Consider the following 21,624-nt stretch of genomic DNA (forward strand, 5'->3'; position numbering starts at 1 on the left):
CCAAAAGTTTTAATCGTTCTCCTCTATCTATAAAAGGTTTCCAGAATTTTCACGGTTACCGTTCCATGCCCCTGTCCTTATGCTGCAAGTACCATTCCTTTTTTGCCGCTTTTGAAAGCTCGGTGCTCATGGTTTTATGCTTGTCTTCATATTCCGTATCAAGGCATACGATGTTCTGTTCCAGCATCATCAGGATTTCACAGATCATCTGCTCGGTATAGTAATGCTTCCTAGCCTCGGTGTACTCCATATGGAACAATTCACGTTCCTTGTTCAGCATGGCTTTAATCACACCCAGAAGCTTGTTGGCAATCAGCTTTTCCGCTTCCTTGACTGCCTTTTGCCGATACTTTTCGGTATTCTCAGGGTCGGTGTTGTAGAGCATTGCCAGGGCGCACTTGCTGTCCGCGTAATCGTCGATCAGGCTGCGGATATACTCGTTGCCATTTTTCAGTTGGTCAACAAAGGCGTCCACCTCGGCTTTGACTTCTTCGGGCAGCAGCTTGTAATACAGGCGGCCTTTCTTCGGCATTTTATCTTTCAGGTCGAACAGTTTGACAATCAGCGGAGATAAATCGGCGTCTCCGAGGATGCCGTCCAGGGATGCCGCGCCCAACTCGTCCGCGTCAATCCGTCCCACCAGCTCCTTTAACCGTTTGTATTCCTTCGGATGGGCCGCCTTGACGTACTCATCAAATTCGGATACCAATTCAGCAGTGACGGCCTTGATGTCGCCTTTGGCTTTCTCCTTCGCCCTGCAATACTGCTCGATCTTATCCGCAAAGGTTTCCTTGATCAGTTGGATGCGGATGCTGTCGGGGATTTTGGGGTGGACATAGTTTTTCATCACCCTTTGGTTTTTGTCCCAAAAGGCAACGTGACTATGGGGATGGCTGCGCTCGTTGTGGTGGGCGCATACCCAGGACAGGTTTTTTACGCTGATGCCGTTTTTTTGTGCCAAGGTTTGGATATGCCGCTCGATGTACTGCTCCCATGCCTTGTGGTCGTTTAGCCCCAACTCCGCGGCGGTTTCGGGAGCAAAGGAAATGATGCTGCGGAAGATGTTGACCTTCTTGTAGGAAAGCTCTCGGACTTCTCTGGCGACTTCCTGCCAGGTTTCAAACTCCACCAGCTCGCCGGGGGAAAGCTTGCCGAACAGCCCGTGCCGCATTTCCTCGTTTTTGGAGGCGCCGGGGCGGGTGGCGATATAGCCGATATGGGCGTAGTTGCATTTGGGGGTCTTCCGGTAATTGGGGTTTCTGAACCGCTGCTTATACATCAAAATCGACATAGGCCGGGGTCCCTCCCTTGAGCTCGCTGACCGCCTTTTTCATTTCCTCGTCATCCAGAAAGGCTTTGAGGGCGTCGCCACTTTTCATGTTGGCGTAGGCCAGGGCACGTTTCCGGGCCAGGCGCTCGATTTTTTCAAAGGAGGAATAGCGGTCGGTGTCGATGAGGTCTGCAATCAGCGCAATATTGGCATAGTAGCCCGCCGCCGAGATGATAGTCATGCGGTTGATCATTCCGGCCAGGCGGTTGCCCAGCGCCTTGATAGACACGTCGATTTCCTGGTGGATAATGGCGGTGATGAGGTCGATGTTTTCCTCGTAGCTTTCAATCGCCAGGCCCTTTTCTATATACTTGCGGATTTGCTCGTTGCGGGAAATATGCTCTCTGTCCGCCTTCTTATCAATTTCGCCGCACATCTGTTTTGTAAGATAAATAGACGTAGTGATTTTTTCGTCCTGTTGTTTGCTGGCTTTTGCCATAGGACACGCTCCTTTCCTTATTATTTGTCAATCAAAGCTCCCATTCATCCTCATCCTCCTTGTCGTCCGGTTCTATAAGATTAAACTCATCCAGGTCTGATTCATCAAAATCCGAAATGTCTACATGAAAATCTGCTTTATCCTCCCCGAGCGCCTTATTGTTATCCAGCGGAATAGCATCGTAGCTTACATCCCTGGAGGGCGGCGGCATACCCTCCTTCTCTGCCATTGAGTGATATTGGCTATTGGCAACAATAATATGGTCCAGTACGCTGATCTGGAGCGGCGCAAAAATGGATATCAGTCTTTCGGTGATATCCCTGTCCTGAATTGACGGAATCCGACTTCCCCCAGGATGATTGTGTGCCAGGAGGATGGACTTGCAATCGCAGTCAAGAGCCGCTTTCAATATCATTCTTGGATAAACGGCTGCTTCTCCGATGCTTCCCTCGGAGAAGGTCCTGGTCTCGATGAGGTTGTTGCCGGTATCCAGAAAAGCGGCCATAAACTTCTCCCTGTCCTTAATACCGCCCAATAGGGATGCGAAGTATTCTCCCGCCACCTTAGAGGAATCAAATACCAGCTTGTTTTCATTCTCCTGTAGCTTGAGAAGCCGATAAATAGAGATAAATTCGTTCAGGACATGGATTTTTTCAAGCTGCTGTTTATTAGGTTCAATGGTATTGGGATGCTCCAGCACATTAAAGAGATTGTTTTCGGCGGCGTATTTTTTCAGTTTGCTTTCGGCAATCCCCGTAAGCCGGGTGATACCTTTTATGAAGCTGGAGGCGTACGCTTCGTCATAGTTTTTCTTCACGGTTTTGCACGCCCTTCCGGCTTTTCAAGCTTTTGTAAATCGGGTACTGCTTCTTCGCCCATTCCAAACAGCACCATTCTGACCGCCTTCAGTTTTTCAAAAACATCTTCTGAAAAATCGAAGGTCCCAAGGTTTCTGAAAAATCCATTGGCTCCATAATCTTGGAGGCATCTGTTGATTTGTTCCGTGATATCCGAATCAACTTCAAAGAGCCTCCCTAAAAGCCGGGAAGCCCTTTGATAGTCTTTTTGCTTGATTGCAGGTTCTTGTTCCATCATTGTGAAAACTCCTTTGGTTTATTCGATTTTTACGCGATAGGCAAGCAACACCGGCCTCATCCCCAGCCCGCCTGTTTCCACAGGCTTCATACAATACTTCCACAGCTTCGGGTGCGTCACTTTCAACCGTTGAAAGCGGTTCGGCTCTTTCTCAAGATGGCAGCCAAAGCCGCAGAAGATGCAGCCGGTACGCTTGCATAGGGTCGTTTCCAGCAGAGGAGGTTCAAATAAAGAAAGCTGCCTGCTTGCTGGTACGACTTCGCCGTAGCATTTAGCAATGGGCAGCTTTTCTATGACGATATACTGTAAAACATCCTGCTCCGTCCAGATGGAGATGGGGCGGGACTGGGCCCGCTTGAGCTGAAAGGCGTTGCAGCCGTCTTTCAGATAATTCTGTTCCCGGCGTTTGCTCTCAGCCGCCATAATACCGAGAATGGGAAACACGCCGTTTTTCTTTTCAAACGATTTCAGCGGCGATTTCTTCATTACTCCGCAGCAGTCCGCGCTGATTTTAATTCCGCTGTCAATAAGATAATGCCACTTTTGCGGGAGCTTAAAGCTGGTTGGCCGTCCGCTGACGCAGATCCCGTTAATCACTTTATTGCGGATCGCCTCATTGTCCGGCGACCGCTGCAACCGGTGGATATAGTCAGCATACTCCTTGGAGATAATGGGATAGCCGTATTTCTGCAAAACTTCCTTAAAAGGGACTTTAGGTTTCAACCATTCCACGTTGGGCATCTGCTTTACATGCTCCCGCACTTCGGGATACTCCAGACCCGTATCGCAAAACGCCGCTGTCATGGACGGATACAAGCGACGGCAAATATCCAGGAGAACAGTGGAATCCTTGCCGCCGGAATAGCTTACATAGGTTCCGTAAAGGCCATAGTAATCCACCCACTCCCGGATTCTTTGCTCTGTTAATATTATCTTTGCTTCAAGCGGGAGACTCTGGCGCTGTACCAACTGCCAGCGTTCCATGAACACCGCCTTTCGCTTTAACAAAAAACTAACAATATATATAGGGTTTTAACAACGTTGCCGACACTGTCGGCAAGCCGTTTTGACGATTTGTTCAACAAATCTATTCCTGCCTTAACTGAAAAAAACGAGGGTCTTGCGACCTTCGTTTTTTTCGTTTCGGGCTTCCCCGAATGGGGAAGAGGTGTACCAATGAAAAGAAAATTAGTCAGGGTTCCAGTTCGTCCTCCGATTCTTCCTCCGGCTCGTCCCGTGCCTCGCTTTCAAATTCGGCTTCCAGAATGGAAAACCGCATGGCGTCCAGTTCCTTCGGACTTTTGCCTTTACGGGTCTCCGTCAGGTCCTGGTTGAAATCTTTGAGGTGGGGCCGGTGGATGGCGCAGGCATAGCCCTGTTCGCCGTATTTTTCGCAGTATTTTTCTGCCGCCACCTGTCCGTAATTGGGAGCCCGTTTTCCGTCCTTGTCCCTGGCGTTATAGTCGTTGTCCAGGGCAAAGACAATTTTTTTGATTTCAGGGTGGTCCTTCATGTATCTCTCCAGGGCGCCGTCCCAGGTACAGCCGAGGGATAGGCGGTGATCCTGCTTCCAGTCCAGACAATGCATTTTGGCAGGGGTGGCATGGCTCATCAGGTCGATAGGGCTTTCGGAAACGATGACGGTATCGCTTTCGCCCTCCACATAGAAGGGGTAGCTCTTGTCGGAATTCTCTTTATCCTGCTTAAAATTGCTTTCCGTGCGGGCCGCCCGCATGGAGCAGTATTTCGGGTTTTTGTCCCTGTCATAGCCGACAAACACACAGTTGCCGTATTTCGCTTCCTGGTAGATTTTCCGCTCGTTCATAAGCTTGGAGACAACTTCCGGCGCAATTCCCCGGATGCTCACCAGATACCAATAGGCCCGTTTGAAGTTGGCGGCCTTGTCGGGTAGGACAAGGGGACCTTTTTCTGCTTTTACGTAGGGGATACGCTCCCGAACATATGGCTCGTAGCTTTCGCCAATTAACTGTACCACCGCTTCGCTAAAGGTTTTGCCGTCATACTTCATCACAAAATCAATGGCACCGCCCTTTGAATTAGAGGTCCAGTGGTAAAAGCGGTTGCTGTCCTTGAAGATGTAGAGACCGCCGGAATTTTGAGCATGGAAGGCTTTGCGCCCTCCCTGTTCCAGCTTGAAGCCGTACTGTTGGGCAAGCTCCACCAGGCTGACCCGGTTGGCCTGTTCGATCTGTGCCTCGGTGAAGCGAAGAGGTTTCGTTGCTGTTTGTGCCATAGGCTGCGTCACACCTCCTGTTCTTCATCTCTCTCCCGCACATTTTCCGCCGTTTCAAGAGGGGCAAGAAACACCCTGTCCAGCTTATATACGATAGCTTCCAAGGTTTTAAGCGCAGTTTTATCCAGGTCGCCCGATTGTCCGGCGGCAATGGCCAGGGTGTAAATCTGATTTAACTCTGTCCAATTAAAAAGCTCTGCCCGATTTTCAGGCAGAGCCAACAGGTATTCCAGCAGCCGTTTGTCTTCCGGCGCCATGCCAAAAATACCCTTGTGAAAGATATGATAGCTGATTTCATCGGTGCTGGTGACAGGTTCCCTGATGTTGTCTTTAGACAGCATGTAAACAGGAACCTTATGCTCCAGAGAGTCAAAAGCGTCTTTGGGTGTGGTGAATACCATATCGTCATGGGTGTAGCCGTAGCTGTTGAAGCGTTCCTTTACCATGGCGGCAATGTATTCGTCCAGGTTTCCGGCGGTGGTATTTAATATTCGTATCTGCCTTGCTTTGCCCAGAACATCTTGCAGCCGCTGTTCATCACCCACCTCATAGAGTAGCGTTTCAATCTCACCGTAAAGCTGGCCGATGCTGTTCCAGTTAGTGTTGTACTCGTCGATGTCAAACTTGCGGATGTATCCGTTGTTGCTGTCGGGGTGCTTGAAAACCGCCTCAACCGATTGTGCGTTGAAGCAGTTTTTCCGCACATCCTCGATATGCGTTTTGTAGTCCAGCTCAAAAACATGGCCGACGACAGCTTTGTCCTGCAAGGCTTCGATCTCTACCGCGAAGGCTTTGACGTTTTCGCTGGAATGATTGTAATAGTCCCAGGTGTTAAAAGCGTGGGTGTTTCGGATATAGACATCCCGTTCTTCAAAACACCAGGTGCCGAACCCACGGGACAGCCACAGGAAACATCGGCTGCCGCGGCTGTCCTCCGCGGCTCTTTGCAGCCTTTCGACGTCAAACTCAAAATCGGACTGATAATGCTCAGTGTTGTGCTGCATGATTTTCCGAAGGGTGTCTATCACATCCACATTCTCAAATCTCATCATCGTACTCATCCAGTTCCTCCTGTTCCTCTGAAAGCTCGGGATCATCTTCATAAAAACGGCTGTATCCCTTTGAGCCATATTCACTGAAGGCTTCTGCTTTCAAAAGGTCTTTGCCTTTCAGATAATCAAAGCAGGAGAGTATGATTTTCAGCTCATCCTCTGTTGCTTCCCGTTCTTCACCTTCACCGTAGGAAAAGGTATGGGATTGAATAAAGAAGTCTTTTCCGCCGTTGTCGCAGTGGCGCTCCATAAAGTCGATGTAATCATCTGTGTTATAAATCATCGTGTCATGGGGATTTCCAGGCATAAAAAAGGTTACGATCTGACTATCGTTGTTGTCCAAGGTGATTTCAGAAAATACAATTTTACTGTTGTCTGCGGTCATCAAATCGTCTAACTTTGCTTTTTGGTACTCGCCGAATTCGTTATCATCTTTCCAGCGCCATACAATGTTCATACTGTCAGGTGTAATGCCCTTACTCTCCAGAAACAGGCATTGCTGTTGAATCTTTAAAAGCGAATTTCTGGCGTCAAGTGAATGTATCCACGGGCTTGAATAATGCTCAACTGCTTTCCCCTTGAACAGGATATATCCCTCATGGTCCTGCGTCATGTGTTCGACGCCGTGAAGAAACGGCTGTTTATATACGCCGCTTATAACTTCCTCATACAGCTTGTTAAATGCCTCGATACCTCTGTCATTCAAAAAACCGTTCACAGCCATTTCGGTAAGCTTTAAATGAGTTGGACAGAGCAGATTGCCGTCTTGCGTGTTGTGTATGATTGCGATTGCTTTATCGAAAATGCTTAGATTTGTTTCAGACATTATATTCCTCCTTCCTTTCATAAAGCTGGAACCTGACACTTGTTGCCATTAGTCCACCTCCAGTTCTTCTTCAATTTCGGTAGGGGGAAAGAGAGAACTAAATATGTTAGCATAAATAATAGGAAGGCAGGAGTTCCATGAGGTATGGAGCACCTGCCTTTGATTTATCGCCTTTTTATCCCTTTTCCCCTATCTTCTACGGCCTTTCGCCAACTTTCCCGGCTAATACTTTATCTAATATTTTATTTATATCTTCTTGTTGGAGCGGTTTGAACAGTATCTCAAGCGGTGAGGCCGCCATAAAAGCATGTTGCAGTTGCTTATCGGATGCCGTTACAAAAACGATGTGACACGCTGTGTTGTCGTCCCGAATCCTTAAAGCGGTCTGAAGTCCGGTCAGCTTTTTCATAAAGTTGTCCAGAAAGAAAAGATCGAAAAAGTTTTTATTTTCATCAAATTTCTCAATAATTTCTTCTCCACTCTCGAATTCATAAAGATTAAAGCGCACTCCATTTTGTTCCTCATACTCATGAATCAGTAAATTTAGAAGTTTCCGCTGGATGGGCCTGTCGTCACATATAGCAATATTAAGCATTATATCCACTCCTCTCTAAAATGAATTAATTTTATTATTGCGTATGATTGCAATTTTGTTTTAGATAAAATGGTATAAAATATTGTTTTATTCTAAAAATGGAGGAATCATAATGCCCCCCAGCAAAAGCAAGTCGTACACAGCGGAAGAAAAACAATTTCTAAGAAACATCGGGTTCAAAATCCAATTTTTTCGGAAACAACGAGGTCTCAGTCAAAATGAGCTTGCCGAAAAATCAGAATTAAGTTATACCACCATTAGCCACCTCGAAAGCACCTCTGTCTATGGTGTATCTATCATTTCCATATTTAGGATAGCGCAAGCTCTTGACGTTGATCCAAGTCAGCTTCTAACGTTCAAATAAGCGGTAAGCGGTGTTCATTGAGGTGTATTTTGCAGATTCCAAAATTGCAGTATAAATTGAGCATAGATGACGTGTACTACATAAATCAGAAGTTCTATTACATGGGAGACTGAGTTGTCTCCCATATTTTTATTATATAAATGAACGGTCGCCTCAACACATGTCCCACTTACATTTCCATTTCATCGGTAAGCTCATCATCAAAGCCGCAATCAAGCTCGTCCTTATCTTCATTTTCCTGGATTTCTTCCAAGATGTCCTCCACGCTGGCGTTGTCCCAACGGTCTTGCAGAATTTCCACAATGTCCTTGCATTCATTGGGCAGGTGCTCTTTGATATTGGCCTGCACGTCCCTGAAATCGCCCAGGAAACCCCAGCAACTATCTATTTCTTCTTCCTGTTTATACAGCCTGAAGCCGTAGCATTGGCCGGTAAGGTAGTAGTCATAGTCTTTTACTTCACCGTCCAACAGCTTTTCAGCCTTTTTAATGTTTTCAGGCGTAACCTCTCCAAATTCCTCCTTTATCTTATCGTGGGGAGCATAAATCCACCCTAAGAGGCCGCTGTCCCAAGGGCAGCTAAATCCGGTCGTGTTTACCGTCAAGCCACTATGATCGTACATATAGACAGGCAGAATACAATATGATTTTTCAGACAGTGTTTTCAAGTCCTGCCACTGCATTTGCTCAAGGATCGCTTCGCTCAGTTCGGTTTCGCTGCCTTTTAACGGTGCGGAGAGGGTATATTCGGTATACCACTTCTTGAAAAAATCAGAGTAAGAATTAAGCTCCCATTCATGAGCTGACTTGTTATATTCCAGCTTCAAACCATCCACATTGCCATTTTTAATATAGGAAATAACATCTTGATCCGGGATACTGTCCTGCACCAGCTTTTGAAAGAATTCTTCCGCGCCGTCGTAGTGATGTTTGTCGCCCAGCGTGTACCGCCTGTGGAAGCAAACCATTGTACCGAAATTGTCCCATTCTTCGCGCGGATTTATTGGTTCGTCATCGGGTACAACAAACAGGGTGTAGGGCCTTTTTGTTGCCACCATCGGCATGGGTATCACATCCTTTCTAAGAGATATATTCAGATCATTATTAACTTTGAATACAAAAAAGCCGCCCACATGGTAGCAGCTTAGTTCGTTGAAGAAATTTTATTTGATATTTATGGTATAATTAGTTAATCGCTTGTGGCACAACAGTAGGACATTGTTCACTAAATGACAAAATTGGAATTGTTGAGAAAAAATGTTTGAAGGGGATTATCAAATGAAAGAATTAATATTAAAAAATGGAAATTCAGTTGTAATCAGGAAAGCAAGAATTTCTGACGCAAATGAAATATTAGAATATGTTAATAAAATCAGTGTGAATCAGATTTTTTAACATTTGGACAGGGAGAATTTATAATGAGTGTTGAACAGGAAGAAAAGTTACTTGATAATGCATCGAAACAGAACAACGCTTTATATATAGTTGCTGAAATTGACTCGAAAATAATTGGAAGGTTATCTTTTTTGGGAGGTGCAAGACCAAGAATATCACATTCTGGCGAATTTAGTGTTAGTACTTTAAAAGAATATTGGAGAAATGGGATTGGGACAGAACTCATTAAATATATGATTGACTGGTGTAAACAGTCAGGATTAATTAGGAAAATAAACTTAATAGTTAGGGATGATAATTTTTCAGCGATACATACATATAAAAAATTGGGCTTTATTGAAGAAGGAGAAATAACAAGGGATTTACAAATTAATGGTAGATTCTATGACGCTCTATTTATGGGGTACACAATTGACTGATGATTAGAGACGCATTTGTAGATAAATGCGTAATAAACTTTAATATTAGTGAAAAGGGTTGGATAGAAACTATGTTAGAAATAATTAAAAGCATAGGGGATATTTTATTAGGTTCACTATTTATAATACAAGGGTATTATTATACTCGTAGTGAGCATGATAAGACGAAAAAATTGATACAATTTTTCCCATTGTGGACTATTAAAATCTTATTGATTTTGTTAGGTGTTTTGGGAATTTTCGTAGGGATAATTAGTTTTTATCAAATGTTATCATAAAGAATAATAGGCAAATACTAGTTCGGATTCTTCCTATTTAGTGCATTAATACAGTTCGGGGGAAGTTCAAAGGGACTCCCGTCCATTGTCGTCTCTGAATAAAGGGCATAGCCCGCCGCCTAACGTTAGACGCCACTTCGGAGGTGGAAAGATGAATGTTTAATTTTTGGTGGGACGGGTTTCGTCGGAAGAAATCTTATAGAGGAATTACTTAAGAATGGATATCAGGTATATGTTGTAACGAGAAATCCCCAAAAAACTGCCAGCAGCTTTGAAAATAAAGTTCAGGTAATAGAATGGGACAATGTTTCTCCTCTATCTTCGATTTATGAGCTACAGCAAACTGACGTAGTGATCAACTTAGCGGGTGAGTCAATCGGTAATCGTCGATGGATCAACTCAGTGAAAGAGGAGATTTTAGCAAGTAGGATTAGAACTACTAGAGCAATTGTTACGGCTATCAATAATGGTACTATTCAGCCAAAAGTTCTAATTAACGCTTCAGCAGTTGGATATTATGGACCCCGTGAGGATGATGAGCTAACAGAGTCTGATGAAGTTGGTCAGGATTTCCTAGCTCAAGTTTGCCGAGATTGGGAAAAAGAAGCATACAAGGTTCAAAATAATTTAACCAGAGTTGTAACTATTCGGATTGGCGTAGTTTTAGGAAATGAAGGCGCACTAAACAGAATGGCATTTCCATTTAAACTCTACATAGGAGGCCCAATGGGTACGGGAAATCAATGGCTCTCCTGGATACACATCCAAGATTTATCGAGAATGATAAGGTTCATAATCGACCATCAGGAGGTAGCTGGTCCTATAAATGCTGTTGCACCAGAGCCAGTAAGAATGAGAGATTTTTGCAAGATACTAGGCGAAGTTCTAAATAGACCATCATGGTTACCAGTTCCAGAGATTTTGTTGAAAATAGTATTAGGTCAAATGGCGGAGATGTTATTACATGGACAACGGGTTGTTCCAAAGAAAATTCTCAGTGCTAATTTTGAATATAGGTTTTCAAAATTGAGGGCTGCTTTAGAGGATGCTCTGGAGAACCATAACGGAGTCTAACAACGGTCTAATTACAAGAGGGGGATGGACATGGCAATACTTTCTGGATTGACGATAAAAGCAAAGCCTGGGAAAGCGGTTTAAGCATATTCCGCCTCCCAGGCTTCTTTATTACAGGCCTTCTCTGTCTCAGCCGCGGTGTTTTCGTCAAATATGACTTCCTCTTGTTTTTGAAGCTCCTTAAACTCCAGCCTGGTGTTGATCTCCGCCTGCCGCACCGAATACTCGTTCAGGCGCTGTTCAAATTCAAAGGGCTTTTGGACTTCCTTCCTGGCTTCTTCTAGCTGAGTTTGGGTATCCGCCAGCTTTTGCTCCATATTCATCAGCACCGTCGGTATCTTTTCAACCACGTTTTCAAGCCTTGTGATACCGCCGAGGGATGAATCACCAAGGGGTGTGCTGTAGGTGTTGTCGCCTTTTACCAGCAGTTCCAGTTGTTTAAAGGCATTCAGGACAAGAAAGAGACGGAAGTCCCTGTATTCACCGACAGGCAAAGGTTCGCCGTTTACTGCAAGGTCATGGAGCTTCATCATCAGCAGGAGCTGCTCTCCGGCCTTGAAACGCTCATCATAGGTTTTGCCATCAATCACCGCCGAAAAGTCTTTCCCCTCGGTTTTCTCCCGTAATTCCATGTCTTTGCGAATGCTCGCAATCTTCTTTTCACAATAGGCAATGGTATCGGGGTATTGATCCTTTATATTTCGTTCCAGGGTCAGACGTTCATTGTTCCAGTTGCCTTTTAACAGCTTCAGTCGTATAACCTCGTTGTCCACTTCCATTTTATCTGCCAGCAGAGGATTTGAGGTCGCAATCGCCTTCACCTCGGCAGCGGAAAGCACCGTTTCATCCATATCCTCACAGGAGCGGGAAATGCTCTTGCCCGTCATCACCTGTGAGATATACTTCAATTTTTGCTCCTGAATTTGCCAGAGATAAGCGTCAAACGTACCTTTCGTGACATACCTCAGTATTTTGACAACAGGGTTTTGATTGCCCTGGCGGAGTATTCTGCCGTCGCGTTGCTCAATGTCGCTTGGCCGCCACGGGCAGTCAAGGTGATGGACCGCCACCAGTCTGTCCTGTACGTTGGTCCCGGTGCCAAGCTTGCTTGTGCTGCCCAGCAGGATTCGGATTTCACCCATGCGCACCTTTTCAAACAGGTTTTCTCTTTGCTCGTCAGTTTTAGCATCGTGGACAAAGGCGATTTCACCGACCGGCACACCTTTTTCCGTCAAACATCTTTTCATTTCATCGTAGACGTTAAACTGTCCGGGCTTTGGCGTACCACTGTCGCAGAACACAAGCTGTGTCAGTCTTTGCTCAGAGCTTTCCTGCCAGATATCAAGGACGTTTCCAATGGCTATATTCAATTTGCTGTCCGGGTCATTAGGTGCATCTTCGTAAACCAGGCGGGGATCAATGGACATCAGTTTCGCTTCACCGGTGAGTTTGAGCATGTTATCTTCATCTGGCTCAACTTCACGCTTGCGGATTTTCTCCGCACGCTCCACAAAGCTTTCCATAATCATCTTCTGGAAGGGTGTAGCTTCGGTGGCAATAATGGTTGCCTTGCCGTCCTTGATTTCGGGAACAGGCAGATTCAACATATCGGCAGTCTGGATATCCGCCACAAGCTGAAAGATGTTCATCAACTCCGGCAGGTTGTGGAATTTCGCGAAGCGATTCCGCATACGGTAGCCAGAGCCTTCCGGCGTGATTTCCAGAGACGATATCACTTCACCAAAGGTGGCCGCCCAGGAATCGAAATAGTTGAGTCCCAATCTTGCCAGCATTTGTGGCTGCAAATACCGCTGCAGGACGTACATTTCACTCATGCTGTTGGAGATAGGTGTACCGGTAGCGAATACCACGCCTTTACCGCTGCCCATTTCCTGCAAATACTGGCATTTCAAAAGCATATCCGTCGCCCGCTGACTTGCGGATCGGCCAATGCCTGCCACGTTACGCATTTTTGTGTAGGTAAAGCAGTTCTTATAGGCATGGGCCTCGTCCACAAACATATAATCCACGCCAAGTTGCTCAAAATTCAAAAGGTCATCCTTCTTTCCCTCTGCCGCCAGCCTGTCGAGGCGGGCTTTGAGGTTGTTCTGAAAGATGACCATTTGTTTGATCGCCCAATTTTCTCCCTTTTCTTCTTTTATCTTTTTGATGATATAGGAAAGCTGGTTGATCTCGTTATTGATCTGCGCTTCCTGCCGTTCTTTGGAAATAGCTATTTTTTCAAACTGGGAATGGCCGATGATCACCGCGTCATATTCACCCATAGCGATTTTGGAAACAAACTTGTTCCGGTTCTTCGCTTCAAAATCTTTTTTGGTGGTAACAAGGATGTTGGCCTGTGGGAAGAACCGGTAAAACTCCTTTGCCCACTGCTCCGTCAGGTGGTTGGGCACCACATAGACGGGTTTCTTGATGGCGTCGATATTTTTGAGATACATGCTCGCCGCAATCATCGCCGCCGTTTTCCCCGCACCCACAACATGACCGGCCAGTCCCGTACCGGAGTAGATAACCCGAGCCGCAAAGTTCTTTTGATGGGGTCTTAGCTCCATTTCCTCGCTCATGCCGGGAAAGATAAGGTGGCTGCCGTCATAGACACGGGGGCGAATGGTATTGAATTTCTCATTGTATATTTTAAGCAGGATATCAGCTCTGTCCTTATCCTTAAACAGCCATGAGGCAAAAGCTTCCTTGATTTGAGTCTGCTTTGCCCGTGCAATCATGGTCTCATTGGCATTGACCACATACCGCACCTGGCTTTTACCGTTTTTGTCCACATAGGGGACTGGATCGCGCACCGTGGTGGATTGGAGATTGAGACAATCCTCGAAAATCTGATAAGCATTGACCCGCTTTGTGCCGTAGGTGTTGTTGACCTTGACGGAGGTGGACTCCCTTGTCTTTCCGTTGACGCGCCAGGTGGTGGTGTATTCCATATAGTCAACCGTAATTGAGTCCCTCAGATAATCCGTAGTGCCAAAGGTTTCGTGCATGAAATGCTGGAAATACTCGATGGGTATCCAGGGACTTCCGATGCGGAAGTCGATGTCGGAGGGTTCCAGCCATTTGGGCTGCACCGCATTAAGGGCCTGCACGTTTCTCTCAAACAGTTCGGGATTTTCTTCGGCCTTCTGTTTGGCATAGAGCAGCTTATCCCGCACCTGTCCGCTCAGATATTCCTCGCTCAGTTCCCAGCCTTCATAATAATTGCCGTAGTATTTCTGCGGATTGAGATAGACGCGATCCCCAAGCTCACTGATAAGTTCATCTGCCGATTTACCTGTCAGCTTTTCCAAATACGGCAAATCAACCTTCATTTTTTGGTTCAACGATATTTCAAGAGCTTCCTTGGCTGTTTCGGCATGGGTTGGACGGCGATAGGACTTGATGGTGGCCTTATGGAAAATGGGGGCCTTATTCCATGATTTTTTATCTTTGCTCTGATCCTCAATGGAACGGAGCAGAGGAAACTGGTCGTCATCGGAGAATACGGCGATGTTGGCCTTGTCATTGATGGCACCGCATTGTCTTACAAAGCGGTCGTACACCCCATTCAAGGTTTTCTGCGCCTGCTGCAATTCGTCCGGTGAGTAATCATGGGTCTGAATTCGGATGACTTCCAGCAGCGCCTTTCTGATCTCACACAAGCCCTTGATGCGCTCGGCCCGTTTGCCGGTGTAGTCCTGCGGTATCAGCTTGTTACGCTCGCAGTAGTAAATCTTATCATCCTGCACCACATAGGTATAGTTTTTTGTCCCTTCGGGAGCGTCCAGCTCGCTGGCGTTTTCTTCCCCGGCTTCCTCTATTTCTTCAAAGAGCTGGTCTGCTTCGGCGGTAAAGGCGGCATGCAAATTTCCGATGGCTCTGTCAAGCTCCGCATAAAGGTCCTGGCCTTCGGGAGCGATACAGGCCGTGCTATCCTCGCGACCATACATATTTCTGCTAAACTGCATTTCACCCAATACCATCTCCGTATGGTCGATGAAATACTGGTTCATATTCATGTAATCGGGCTTTCTGGAATTGACGAACACCCAATCGGGCAGGAAATATTTATCTACTGTACGCTGAGACTCCAACTTTTGAAAGAACAGGATGTCCGCCGTAACCTCCGTCCCGGCAAGAGCCTTAAACGCTGTGTTCGGTAGCCGGATGGCACCGATCAGGTCGGCTCTGCGGGCAATGTATTCACGGACACTGGTATCTTTTTTATCCATCGTGCCTTTACTTGATATAAAGCCGATGATGCCGCCGGGCTTTACAAGGTCAAGGGATTTGGCAATAAAATAATCATGAATCAGAAAATCCTCGTTATCATATCGCTTATCATAGAGCTTGATGTTGTTAAAGGGGATGTTCCCGATGGCAATGTCAAAGGAGTTGTCCTCAAAACGAGTGGTTTCAAAGCCCTGTACCTGGATATTCGCCGTTTGATAAAGCTGCCTTGCGATCCTGCCTGTGATGCTGTCCAATTCCACGCCATACAGGGGCGTTCCCTCATAGCTTTCGGGAAGCACGGAAAAAAAGTTTCCCGTTCCCATGGCAGGGTCAAGTATTTTCCTGTTTTCGCCTCCTGTAAAGCCAAAGCTCTCAAAGGCTTGATAAATTCGTGTGATGAGCTCCGGCTCTGTATAGTAGGCGGTGACAACGGAGTTTAAGGCATCCGCATATTCCTTATCATCCAGCAGGTGCTTCAATTCGTGGTATTCCTTCTCCCAGCCGCTGGCCGTATCGGAAAAGGCATTGGCAAGGCCGCCCCAGCCCACATACCGGGCAAGGACAATCTGTTCATCGGTTGTGGCAAGCCGTTTTTCGCTTTCGATTTTGTTTAGCAGCTTGATGGCTTCCAAATTGTTTTTGTACTTGGTTTTCACACCGTTTGGATAGAGGGCATAGTCCTCGGAATAGCGGAAATTGGTTTTGACAGGACGGGGTTTTGAAACAGGCTCCGACACCGGCTCGGTTTCAGTTTGGGGTACAGCCTCATATGTACGAGCGGGTGCGGGGTTTCCGATATACCGTCCCAGATCTATGAGTCTTTGAATGCCAATAGCTGCCTGTATCCATGTGATTTTAGTTTCGTGCTTTTCTCCTTTATCATCGGTCCAGTCAAACACGATCCCCTTGCTGTCATGGTTTTCAAAACCGATTCCAAGCTTGCCGACGGTATGGCCGCCAATGCCATATTCGTTCTTTAACATTGTTTCAAAGGCAGAGCCGGTGGGTTGGGTCATGGCAAATTTATAGATGCGCTGTTTGCCTCCGGCGACTCGGCTACCCTCCAGCAGCACGTATTCAATGAGTTCCGCTTCTTTATCTTTCGGGATAGCTTCCATATCGAACAGGTTTATTTGCTGATTGGCTACAGGCTTCAGTACAAAGGGTTCTATTTCGTCAAACCTAGATATATCCTCAATTTGTGTAAAGTCAGCACTGCCGCGGACATTAGGTTCTTCCTCATAACCTGGCTGCTTTTTCGCGGGCTGCGGGGGATAATAGCCCGTCGCTTCAATATCCGGCTCCGCGTCTTCCAGCGCCGCTTCCATTTCCTCATACTCCACAACCAGTCTGCTAATGTCCATGAGGGGGGTGGCGAATTCTGTCATGTACTTTTGGATGTCGGACTCTTGCAGAGATTCATATTCACCTGTATTGTAGTTCACTCTTGCCACAACAAAGGTGCCAAAGATGGGCTGACCGTTTATCATGCGGTTGATGGGCGTGGTTTCAAAGTCGGCATCATCGGCACAGATGGCATCTATGCCGTCCCCGATTTCGATGGTGGTAATCAGACCACCGACTTTTTCCTGTAAGGCATTGTTTCCTCTTGGGATGGCGGTGAGATAGGGCTCTTTCTCCGGCTCCACTACCAGGACATTGATAAATGACTGCTGTTCGTCCTCTGTCTTTTCTATGGTTTGCGGCACGGGGAAAGCGCCAGTTTCGACTAGGATTTTTATCCTTTCAGCCAGCTCCGTCCAGGACAGCCCGACAACATAGTGGTCAATCAGGAATTCAACGCCGTTATCCTCAACAGCACAGGTGACAACGTGATCGTCAATCCGCGTTTCGCGTTCATCCAGGTCCCGAAAGTAGTTGGCCATCAGATATTCATCTATTTCCTTGTCATTGGCAAGCTCCGCCGCTATTTCACCATGCCAACCTTTATACACGACTTGCGTATTGCAAAGATAGCTGTCCACACAGGCATACAATTCTTTTTCGCTTGGTTCATATTTTTCATGGGCAATGGGAGAAACGTCCCCGTCTGCGCTGCGCATTTCATCAATCTCATCGGGGATATTAAAGTAGCCGATTCGGTCCGCGAGGCTTTCTTCTGGGATAGTCGCCGGATATTCGCCTTCGTCAATGAGCATTCTTATGATGTTGGCGATGGTATGCCAAGGTATGTGTGTATAGCCATCCCCGAAGTAAAACGACATCCCGTCTGCCCCCCGGTGAGTGGTTTTCAGCAGCACATCCGCCTGATATTCAGCGTTACCGTAATCCTCGTAAATCTTGGACAGGGCGATTGCCTTGTCTTCGAGAGGCATGTTGGTTGCGAAAAGCACCTGAATTTTTTCATACATTTCAATGGGGTAGAGATCGGTGCTTTTTAAAATGCCTTCGTAATATTCCCGTACCTGTTCATCCGTGTATTCTATATTTATATAGGAAGCTTTTAGTCCGGCCTGCTTCGTTGCCTCATCCTGTGTTCCGTGCATAAAAAAAGAGCCGTTCGGCGGCGAATCCTGTTCGCTTTCGGGCGGCTCTTCATTTTGATTGTATGGGGGCAGCGGGCTTACCTTACCTTGAATACGATCTCGTTCAGTACGATTTCCTCCGCTGACGACCGGAGGCTGTTTAAGTGGCGGGTCTTCTCCATGATGTCCTCCGTTGCCGGCATTGGCTCGGCCTCCAGCATCCGTTGGGTGATGTACTCGATTTTCTCCACTGCTTCCCTGTGAACCCGGTGCATTTTCTCCATCAGTGTGCCATCCATTTTCAAAATCATAAACCGCTGCGGATGGTTTTCGTGCAGGTACTCCATCGCCATTCTGCCGTACTTGCCCAGGGGCTGGTTGTCGTCCTCGCTGTTGTTGGAAATTTGAAGGCTCGGGAGCAGCACTCCGTCCTTCTCGGTGTAGCTCATCTCGATTTTGCTCATGTGTCATCCTCCTTTCCTGTTCAATGATTTTGATTGTCCGTTCCACTTCCTGAAGTATGCCTTTGGAGATGTCGGTTACGGTGTGTCCGAGCCTTGCGATCAACGGAATGCTGTCGAAATGGGCAATGGTCATCATCCCGTCGCCGGTATGGATTTCATCGTCCGCAAGGCTGCATCGCTTGCCGATAAAATAGGCTACGCTGTCTTTGACAATCTCCTGGATTTGACTGAGCAATCCGTCTTGGGGCAATTGTGAAAACAGGTGGCCTTCAATGTCAAAGTTAAAATCTTGCAGATAATCGTCCAGGCGCTCGGCAACCGCTTCTTCCGCTAATTGGTTCAGGCACTCGGTAAAATCGGAGGATGTAAGATTATGAGCATAGGAAAGGCGGCTGGTCAGCTCTGCTTTTATCTTATTATCAAGCTGCCAGTTTGTTGGTATGATTTCCCGGCCATTGGTCTGAGAGATATCAAACAGGTGCTTGATGGTCAGCCTGGCGTTGTCATACTCGCAGACCGCCAGTCCTATCGCGCCTTTATTGATGTATCTGCCGAATTTGTTCCATATTGGTGTGGTGGCAAGCATGGTGACGTTTGGATTTTGCGCGTATACCAGCAGGGCGTTGTCAAAGCTGTATTTATATAACCTTGCCGCAAAACCGAGATAATCCCGCCACGCACCCTCGGTTCGGGTAATGTGGGGCGCGATGGTTTCATAGACCGTCCTCAGTCTTTCATCCTTTCTCAAAATTTCACCTCCTCTCAGTTGACTGGCTCGATTTCCACAATGTATCCCCTGGTGCGGGCTATGGTTGTCAAATAACCATAGTGGTTGCAGACCAGTGCCAGCTCCCAATTTTCATTTCTTTTTTTGTCGTGGGAGCAGTCGGTGCCGTAGGATATCTCAAAGTCATTGCCTCCACATTTCGTACAAGTCAAGACATTTCTTGTCATTTAGGCGTTCCCTCTTTGACCTTGCTGGAAAAGTACCATTCCAAGGCCTCGTCAACTATTCTTTCGATCTCACTGGCCTTTGTGTCTGCGGGAAAATACTTGGAATAGACCTTGTGCTTGATTTTGACAGGAGACGGTGTGGTTGACTTCGGCTTTTTATTGATTTCACCCGAAAGAATTTGAAAAATGTTTTTTTCATTCAACTTGTTGTTTTCGGAGTAGTTGCGGAGCATATCGGTCTTTTTCATATCGACTTTATACTCGTTCTCAGTCAAAACCTTATTAACCTCTACTTGTTCAGCTTCTGCAAGATAAGAGAGGTCAACTGCGCAACGGATTGAAATTTCACTGTTATCCATACGTATTTTCAGGTCGTTATCCAGTTTATCTACTCTCAAAAGTCGGGCAACTGTGTTTTTTGAAAGCCCATATTCCAGTCCGACTTTATCTCTGCTTGTCAACTTCTGCCCCACTGGGGCAGAAGTCTCGACTTCCTTGATTTCATGAGATTTTTCAAGCTTAATAAGCTCTGCAATAATATCGTTGCGCTTACCCTGGGAGAACATTTTTGAATGCCGCAAAGCGAGTACCGCCGCCTTTTCAGACGGCAGCATGTCGGCAAAGGAGCGCTGCATGACATTGGTTTCAATGACATACATCCACGCTTCTTCGTCCGACAGGTTTTCCTTGATAATAAAGTCGCCTTCGTCAAGTCCTGCCAGTGTTCCTGCGTTCATGCGGTTGTGCCCCGCAAGCATTTCATATCTTCCGTTATCCTTAGTGCGGGCAATCATCGGAGTCAGAATACCATAATTGCTGATGCTTGCAATCATATCCTCCAACCGCTCACCGCTGTATAGGCGAAAAGGGTGATTGGGGTATGGGTCCACTTGAGAAAAATTCAAGCGGACCACACCATTTTTCATATTGATTGGCTGGCTCTCCGGCTCCACTGCCATAAGCAGCTCGTCCATTGATTTAATCCGTTTCGGCGCGGGTCTATCCGGCATATCCATTCAACTCCTTTGCAAATTCCATATAGGCAAGGCCGGCTTTGGATTTTGGGTCGTATTCCAAAATGCTCATTCCGCAGCGATTAGCTTCACCTACCCTGATGGAACGGGGAATGGATGTTTTGAAAACTCTCATGCCTCCACGATATGCTTCATTCACCTCTGCACTGATTTCCTTGTGCAAATTAGTCTGCATATCGCACATGGTCATAAGGATACCCTCAAATTCAATTTTAGGGTTAATCCTACGTTTGATTTTAAGAATGGTCTTGGTTAAGTCTTGAAGTCCTATGGTTGCGTAGAACTCAGGGTTAATCGTGATGAGAACGCTGTCGGCTGCTGAAAGGGCGTTAATAGTCAGCGGGCCAAGGGAGGGATTTGTATCAATGAGAATATAGTCATAATCCCTACGAAAAGGCTCCAAGATACTGAAAAGCAATTTCTCGCTTCCCATCTCCATTCGCAGATTGGATTCAACCACCGACAGATGAATGTCGTTGGGGATAAAGTCAATCTTCCCGCGCTGCTGAATATACTCGCTCTTGGGCGGTAGTTCTTCCTCATCCATTGCCATTGTCATTAAGTTTGCTATCGTTGTATGAATTTTCGGGACATCTTCATTTTCATCTTCCAATACAAGAGAAGCTGTTAAGTTCGATTGGGGATCATAATCAACCACCAAAACTCGATAGCCTAACTCAGCCAGAGTGTAGCTAAGATTGCGGACACTTGTTGTTTTGGATACACCACCTTTCTGATTTGCAACAGTAATTATTTTGCACATTTTCACCTTTCCTCCTTATCGTTTAAAATTGCTGATTTTTGCCTTTGAAAAAGGCTTAAAAAAATAGGCATAAATCGGTGGAAACCCGCTTGTTTACTGGGTTCTACTGATTTATGCCTATTATAACTCACGCATTCTTTAACCTATTGACTCCAACTTTTGAAGTACTCCCTTAAAAACGCGAATCTCTTCGTAGGTTAATATCTTATCCAGATGTTGCTGCGCTTGATTCCAGTAAGGAATAGCCATTTCTAACGTACTTAGGCCTTTCTCTGTAAGGTGTACCAAACGTGCATGTGAAGGGTTCTCAATTCTAATATTGATCATACCTATTTTCTCCAAGGGTTTAAGGTTTCTTACAAGCGTTGTACGTTCTAACCGGATCGCCTGGGAGAGTTCGTTCATCGTAAGAGGACCAAGCCGTCTTAAATGATTTAGTAATGAGTATTGAGTAACTTTAAGACCACTTGGTTTTAACATTTCATCGTAAAACACTGTGCATAACTCCGGTTGCCGTCCCATAATTTTCTTGTCAATTCGCATTCACCTCTTATAGATTTTAAA

Annotated in this window: 18 protein-coding genes; 3 read left to right on the top strand and 15 right to left on the bottom strand. The window is 46.2% G+C overall.

The features are described 5' to 3' along the window. Positions 1 to 55 precede the first annotated feature (55 nt). The 9 genes from mobP3 to DSBG_RS00935 form a co-directional block, all read right to left on the bottom strand. Entirely contained in the window at positions 56 to 1,291 is a 1,236-nt protein-coding gene (gene mobP3 / locus DSBG_RS00895) for a MobP3 family relaxase (protein ID WP_068962332.1), read from the bottom strand. Further along, positions 1,272 to 1,769: a ribbon-helix-helix protein, CopG family gene (locus DSBG_RS00900; RefSeq protein ID WP_068962333.1), complete on the bottom strand. Its 498-nt coding sequence runs from the start codon at positions 1,767 to 1,769 to the stop codon at positions 1,272 to 1,274. Before DSBG_RS00900 ends, mobP3 begins: the two co-directional genes overlap by 20 nt. A 31-nt stretch (positions 1,770 to 1,800) precedes the next feature. Beyond that, entirely contained in the window at positions 1,801 to 2,586 is a 786-nt protein-coding gene (locus DSBG_RS00905; protein WP_068962334.1) for a JAB domain-containing protein, read from the bottom strand. Next, on the bottom strand, positions 2,583 to 2,864 hold the full coding sequence (locus DSBG_RS00910) for a hypothetical protein (RefSeq protein WP_068962335.1): 282 nt from the start codon (positions 2,862 to 2,864) through the stop codon (positions 2,583 to 2,585). The genes DSBG_RS00905 and DSBG_RS00910 overlap by 4 nt, the downstream gene beginning before the upstream one ends. 18 nt (positions 2,865 to 2,882) lie before the next feature. After that, entirely contained in the window at positions 2,883 to 3,848 is a 966-nt protein-coding gene (locus DSBG_RS00915; protein ID WP_083236657.1) for a phosphoadenosine phosphosulfate reductase domain-containing protein, read from the bottom strand. Positions 3,849 to 4,056: 208 nt separating this feature from the next. Further along, the gene (locus DSBG_RS00920) at positions 4,057 to 5,118 is read right to left on the bottom strand and encodes a DUF3991 domain-containing protein (protein WP_068962336.1); all 1,062 of its coding nucleotides are present in this window, start codon (positions 5,116 to 5,118) and stop codon (positions 4,057 to 4,059) included. Between the two features lie 8 nt (positions 5,119 to 5,126). Further along, positions 5,127 to 6,179, bottom strand: coding sequence for a hypothetical protein (locus DSBG_RS00925; protein WP_068962337.1), 1,053 nt, complete (start codon positions 6,177 to 6,179; stop codon positions 5,127 to 5,129). Then, positions 6,157 to 6,996 carry a hypothetical protein gene (locus tag DSBG_RS00930; protein WP_068962338.1) on the bottom strand — a complete coding sequence of 280 codons (840 nt, stop codon included), beginning with the start codon at positions 6,994 to 6,996 and terminating at the stop codon, positions 6,157 to 6,159. Before DSBG_RS00930 ends, DSBG_RS00925 begins: the two co-directional genes overlap by 23 nt. Positions 6,997 to 7,192: 196 nt before the next feature. Further along, positions 7,193 to 7,591, bottom strand: a complete 399-nt coding sequence (locus DSBG_RS00935; RefSeq protein ID WP_068962339.1) for a LytR/AlgR family response regulator transcription factor — start codon at positions 7,589 to 7,591, stop codon at positions 7,193 to 7,195. Positions 7,592 to 7,703: 112 nt separating this feature from the next. On the opposite strand from DSBG_RS00935, the gene DSBG_RS00940 reads away from it, so the two are divergent. Beyond that, complete coding sequence (locus DSBG_RS00940; RefSeq protein ID WP_068962340.1) at positions 7,704 to 7,955, top strand: helix-turn-helix domain-containing protein; 252 nt, start codon at positions 7,704 to 7,706, stop codon at positions 7,953 to 7,955. A 169-nt stretch (positions 7,956 to 8,124) separates the two neighbouring features. Here DSBG_RS00940 and DSBG_RS00945 read toward each other — a convergent pair whose 3' ends face one another. Beyond that, entirely contained in the window at positions 8,125 to 9,018 is an 894-nt protein-coding gene (locus DSBG_RS00945; protein ID WP_068962341.1) for a hypothetical protein, read from the bottom strand. Positions 9,019 to 9,372: 354 nt separating this feature from the next. Between DSBG_RS00945 and DSBG_RS00950 the strand changes: the two genes are divergently transcribed. Together DSBG_RS00950 and DSBG_RS00960 are read left to right on the top strand one after the other, a co-directional pair. Then, complete coding sequence (locus DSBG_RS00950; RefSeq protein ID WP_348980947.1) at positions 9,373 to 9,768, top strand: GNAT family N-acetyltransferase; 396 nt, start codon at positions 9,373 to 9,375, stop codon at positions 9,766 to 9,768. A 440-nt stretch (positions 9,769 to 10,208) separates the two neighbouring features. After that, complete coding sequence (locus DSBG_RS00960; protein WP_068962343.1) at positions 10,209 to 11,120, top strand: TIGR01777 family oxidoreductase; 912 nt, start codon at positions 10,209 to 10,211, stop codon at positions 11,118 to 11,120. An 80-nt stretch (positions 11,121 to 11,200) separates the two neighbouring features. Here the strand turns inward: DSBG_RS00960 and DSBG_RS00965 are convergent, their stop codons facing one another. The 5 genes from DSBG_RS00965 to DSBG_RS00980 form a co-directional block, all read right to left on the bottom strand. After that, on the bottom strand, positions 11,201 to 19,057 hold the full coding sequence (locus DSBG_RS00965) for a DUF3846 domain-containing protein (protein WP_491005690.1): 7,857 nt from the start codon (positions 19,055 to 19,057) through the stop codon (positions 11,201 to 11,203). A gap of 14 nt (positions 19,058 to 19,071) precedes the next feature. Beyond that, positions 19,072 to 19,263: a hypothetical protein gene (locus DSBG_RS22760; protein WP_176716117.1), complete on the bottom strand. Its 192-nt coding sequence runs from the start codon at positions 19,261 to 19,263 to the stop codon at positions 19,072 to 19,074. Continuing rightward, on the bottom strand, positions 19,260 to 20,273 hold the full coding sequence (locus tag DSBG_RS00970; RefSeq protein ID WP_068962345.1) for a ParB N-terminal domain-containing protein: 1,014 nt from the start codon (positions 20,271 to 20,273) through the stop codon (positions 19,260 to 19,262). Before DSBG_RS00970 ends, DSBG_RS22760 begins: the two co-directional genes overlap by 4 nt. Beyond that, complete coding sequence (locus DSBG_RS00975; RefSeq protein WP_068962346.1) at positions 20,263 to 21,060, bottom strand: ParA family protein; 798 nt, start codon at positions 21,058 to 21,060, stop codon at positions 20,263 to 20,265. The genes DSBG_RS00970 and DSBG_RS00975 overlap by 11 nt, the downstream gene beginning before the upstream one ends. 138 nt (positions 21,061 to 21,198) lie before the next feature. Then, positions 21,199 to 21,603, bottom strand: coding sequence for a MarR family winged helix-turn-helix transcriptional regulator (locus tag DSBG_RS00980; protein WP_083236658.1), 405 nt, complete (start codon positions 21,601 to 21,603; stop codon positions 21,199 to 21,201). Positions 21,604 to 21,624: the final 21 nt, after the last annotated feature.

Source organism: Desulfosporosinus cupriresistens, from assembly GCF_001707885.1.
Taxonomy (GTDB): domain Bacteria; phylum Bacillota; class Desulfitobacteriia; order Desulfitobacteriales; family Desulfitobacteriaceae; genus Desulfosporosinus.

Bases quoted from the DNA above. Each gene is read 5' to 3' on its own strand.
- DSBG_RS00975 (WP_068962346.1), bottom strand. From the start codon at position 21,060: ATGTGCAAAATAATTACTGTTGCAAATCAGAAAGGTGGTGTATCCAAA.
- DSBG_RS00935 (WP_068962339.1), bottom strand. From the start codon at position 7,591: ATGCTTAATATTGCTATATGTGACGACAGGCCCATCCAGCGGAAACTT.
- DSBG_RS00910 (WP_068962335.1), bottom strand. From the start codon at position 2,864: ATGATGGAACAAGAACCTGCAATCAAGCAAAAAGACTATCAAAGGGCT.
- DSBG_RS00970 (WP_068962345.1), bottom strand. From the start codon at position 20,273: ATGCCGGATAGACCCGCGCCGAAACGGATTAAATCAATGGACGAGCTG.
- DSBG_RS00925 (WP_068962337.1), bottom strand. From the start codon at position 6,179: ATGAGTACGATGATGAGATTTGAGAATGTGGATGTGATAGACACCCTT.
- DSBG_RS00945 (WP_068962341.1), bottom strand. From the start codon at position 9,018: ATGCCGATGGTGGCAACAAAAAGGCCCTACACCCTGTTTGTTGTACCC.
- mobP3 (WP_068962332.1), bottom strand. From the start codon at position 1,291: ATGTCGATTTTGATGTATAAGCAGCGGTTCAGAAACCCCAATTACCGG.
- DSBG_RS00920 (WP_068962336.1), bottom strand. From the start codon at position 5,118: ATGGCACAAACAGCAACGAAACCTCTTCGCTTCACCGAGGCACAGATC.
- DSBG_RS00980 (WP_083236658.1), bottom strand. From the start codon at position 21,603: ATGCGAATTGACAAGAAAATTATGGGACGGCAACCGGAGTTATGCACA.
- DSBG_RS00915 (WP_083236657.1), bottom strand. From the start codon at position 3,848: ATGGAACGCTGGCAGTTGGTACAGCGCCAGAGTCTCCCGCTTGAAGCA.
- DSBG_RS00900 (WP_068962333.1), bottom strand. From the start codon at position 1,769: ATGGCAAAAGCCAGCAAACAACAGGACGAAAAAATCACTACGTCTATT.
- DSBG_RS00930 (WP_068962338.1), bottom strand. From the start codon at position 6,996: ATGTCTGAAACAAATCTAAGCATTTTCGATAAAGCAATCGCAATCATA.
- DSBG_RS22760 (WP_176716117.1), bottom strand. From the start codon at position 19,263: ATGACAAGAAATGTCTTGACTTGTACGAAATGTGGAGGCAATGACTTT.
- DSBG_RS00950 (WP_348980947.1), top strand. From the start codon at position 9,373: ATGAGTGTTGAACAGGAAGAAAAGTTACTTGATAATGCATCGAAACAG.
- DSBG_RS00940 (WP_068962340.1), top strand. From the start codon at position 7,704: ATGCCCCCCAGCAAAAGCAAGTCGTACACAGCGGAAGAAAAACAATTT.